The sequence below is a fragment of the Vitreimonas sp. genome, assembly GCF_036392335.1.
Lineage (GTDB): Bacteria > Pseudomonadota > Alphaproteobacteria > Caulobacterales > Aquidulcibacteraceae > Vitreimonas.
The window spans coordinates 1-2,782 of record NZ_DASVYD010000075.1 but is presented as its reverse complement, the minus strand read 5'-3'; the positions used below and the strand labels follow the sequence as shown (position 1 = coordinate 2,782).

6 protein-coding genes are annotated in these 2,782 nt (G+C 63.8%); 4 read left to right on the top strand and 2 right to left on the bottom strand.

Annotated elements, in window-relative coordinates; genetic code table 11:
* Positions 1-94: 94 nt before the first annotated feature.
* Positions 95-337, bottom strand: a complete 243-nt coding sequence (locus VF769_RS18340) for a transcriptional regulator (RefSeq protein ID WP_331009885.1) — start codon at positions 335-337, stop codon at positions 95-97.
* 178 nt (positions 338-515) lie between these two features.
* Here VF769_RS18340 and VF769_RS18335 point away from each other — a divergent pair, with 178 nt between their 5' ends.
* The 3 genes from VF769_RS18335 to VF769_RS18325 are packed head-to-tail and all read left to right on the top strand — an operon-like array spanning position 516 to position 1,628.
* Positions 516-911: a hypothetical protein gene (locus VF769_RS18335; protein WP_331009884.1), complete on the top strand. Its 396-nt coding sequence runs from the start codon at positions 516-518 to the stop codon at positions 909-911.
* A gap of 4 nt (positions 912-915) precedes the next feature.
* Positions 916-1,167, top strand: coding sequence for a hypothetical protein (locus VF769_RS18330; RefSeq protein ID WP_331009883.1), 252 nt, complete (start codon positions 916-918; stop codon positions 1,165-1,167).
* Positions 1,167-1,628, top strand: a complete 462-nt coding sequence (locus VF769_RS18325; RefSeq protein WP_331009882.1) for a hypothetical protein — start codon at positions 1,167-1,169, stop codon at positions 1,626-1,628. Before VF769_RS18330 ends, VF769_RS18325 begins: the two co-directional genes overlap by 1 nt.
* A 341-nt stretch (positions 1,629-1,969) precedes the next feature.
* On the opposite strand, the gene VF769_RS18320 is transcribed toward VF769_RS18325, so the two are convergent.
* Entirely contained in the window at positions 1,970-2,251 is a 282-nt protein-coding gene (locus tag VF769_RS18320; RefSeq protein WP_331009881.1) for a hypothetical protein, read from the bottom strand.
* A gap of 32 nt (positions 2,252-2,283) precedes the next feature.
* Here VF769_RS18320 and VF769_RS18315 point away from each other — a divergent pair, with 32 nt between their 5' ends.
* On the top strand, positions 2,284-2,652 hold the full coding sequence (locus tag VF769_RS18315; protein ID WP_331009880.1) for a hypothetical protein: 369 nt from the start codon (positions 2,284-2,286) through the stop codon (positions 2,650-2,652).
* Positions 2,653-2,782 lie beyond the last annotated feature (130 nt).

Sequence of the window (2,782 nt, the reverse complement as noted above, 5' to 3'; positions counted from 1 at the left end):
CCCGAAGCAGGCGCCGACTAATGTGCGTAAGGCTCGCCGGCGGCACCATCACCGTCGCGGTCGAGGTGCGCACCGGAATCGCGCTGGCCTCTCGCTACTTCTTCAGACGAACGCCTGGCCCGCCATCCTTGTTGGTCTTTGCATCTAGGAAGATCACGCCCGCCGATTCAAGCGCGCGCCTGACGGCTTCGACGTTCGCTTCCGTGCTGCGCTCCGGCCCCATCGCGCCTTCCATGCGCTTGATGGTGGGCACCGATAGCTTCGACTTCTCCGAGAGCGTCTTCTGGCTCCAGTCGAGCAGCGCTCGAGCGGCGCGAATTTGGGCGGAGGTCAGCATCGCATGCGCCTTAGGGGATTACTTGATCCCTTTGGGTTGACATCGGGATTCGGCCTGATACCTTAGGGATCACACTAGACGGAAAGCGTTACAAATGTCCCTACGCGCGCCATCGGCCGTGATTGCGAGCCCGTGCCTAAATGATCAGTCGCGCCGTTCAGTCTTGGCGGGCGGCGCGATGGCGCCGCTCGCGGGTATCATTGCCGATCCCGCTGTGGCCGCGAGCGAGACATGGCTCGCGCGTCGAGCCGAGCGTGAACGCCTCTGCCTGCGTTGGCAGCAGATCGAGAAGGCGGCCTTCGCGAGGCACGATTGGCCGAAGCTCAATCGCACGCAGCGCGCCCGTCATCGCGAGCAGTTGGAGATGGATGCGCTCGACGATGAAATGGATTCCTTGGACGGGCAGAACGAGGCGCTGCTGGCGTCTCTGCCTTTGATCGCGGCGACCACCTATCACGGCATTTGCGGCAAGCTCGCGGTCGCAGCGCTCGAAGCCTGTCCGGAGGATCATCCCGAACTGCATCATCTGATCGCCAGCATCCTGCGCGATTATCGCGCGCTCAACGGAGATTGAGGCCATGGACTGGCCCACCCTCTTTGGCGGCGGCGTCCTGCTCCTGCTGGCGATCGCGGTGCTGCACGTGCTGTGGCGCCTGCTCCTCATCCTCGTATTGCTCGGTCCACCGACCCTTATCGGCTTGAGCACAGGTCATTTGGCGGCAAGCCAGTTCAGCAATGTGCCGTTTGGCATTCTGACGGCCGTGATCGTGACCGGCGTTTTGAGCGAGGTCACGGCATTGGCGGTGCGTCGATTACGGGATTGCTTCTGATGGCGCGCCTCTCTCGCCGCAAGCTGGTGGCCGGCATGGGCGCTGCACCCCTGCTGGCGGACGCGAAACTGGCGCCCGCCGTCAAAGCTGATCCCGTTCTGCTGCTCTGCGCCCATTATGGCGATCTGGTGCGCCGCAGCGCCGCTTTGATGAAGCGCTGGTCCGATTACGAGGGCTGGCTCGGCAAGCACCGCAATTATTACGGGCTCAGCAAAGAGGAAGCGCGCCTGCTGCCCGAAGCGCGATTGTTGTTCGAACTCGACGACGAATATTGGCGCTGTCAGCGGGAAAGCGTGCGCGTGCTGCGCCGCTTGCGGCAGGTGCCGGCGCTGACGCTTGCGGGCGCGATCGCCAAATTGTCTGTGGTCGCCGAGGACATCGATCCCGACGAATTGCCCAGTGCGCATCGGGTGTTGCTGAGTGCGATCTCCGATCTACGCGCCCTGGAGCGGAAAGGCTAAGCTGTTGGCGAGCTGGCGCGCCTCCGGGCTTGTGCTGGCGCTGCGCCGCTCCGGCCTGGGGCTTCACCTCGTGCTGCAGTGCCAGCTTCTGGAAGCCGGGAGGCATGGCTGGCGCGATCTTGCCTTTGTCCCCGTGCTTTGCTCCGATCACCGCTTGGCGGCGCGGCTGGAACGCACATCGCGCGAGGGCGATCTGATCCATCTCTGGGGCTATGTCGCTCTCTGCACGCGTCCGCAGATCCCCGAACTCAGGCGCGATTGGAACCTCATCGTGACCGGCGCCCGCATCCCTCGCCTGCTGAACTGGACGCGCCGGCGCATTATGCGCCGTTCACTTGGTCTCAATCGTTTGCCGGTTCTGGCAGGTCGTCATCGAAATCCGGGCGACGGGGCTCGCGCGGCGAGCGGTTGGGCGCGCTCGTCTGCTCGCGGAAATATCGCATGAGGTCGCTGGGCTTATAGGCGGCGCGCCGGCCGATATGGCCGCACTCCGGGCCTTTGCATTCGCTGTAGAGTCGCGCCAGCGTCTGCGCCGACATCGTCATGCCGAGACGTGTCAGATATTGCGCGGCTTCCTTGCGCGAGAGCCGGCGTTCGAACTTTCTTGCACTGCCTTCGCTCATGTTTTGCTCCATCGCATCATGCGGAGAGAGCGATGAGAATTCCGCATGCACGCGAAGCGTCAACACGTCACGTCTGGTTGGCGCAAACAGTAATTTCGCGCCGCGTGTCGCAACGCGAATCCAATGTGGAATACCTTGTGGAAGCCATGCGCATTGAGCGGAATGATGCGGAATGCCACCGTGCTCGCGCGCGCCAAAGGCAAGCGCTGACGCGCCGCTTACGCGGCCCTTGGCCCGCGCTGCGCGCGATGGACGACAGGAAGGCGTCGGGCCGCGGGGCGTCACTCTCACTTAAGTCGACGGCGCCTGCCGGCAGCGTCGACCACGGGGCAAGGGCAGGCTTTGAGCGGTTCGGCGACGTTGGTCACGGTTGGGTGATGGGGCGCGAATTCGCCGATTAACGACACTCACCCATCAAGCACCAACGCGGTCTGGCCAATCAAGGAGCGAAGCTCTGCCGCTGTCGCGCCCGCAAGCAGAACACCGACGGATGTTGCAGGCGGACCGTGCTCTTGACCTACGACCTGCCAT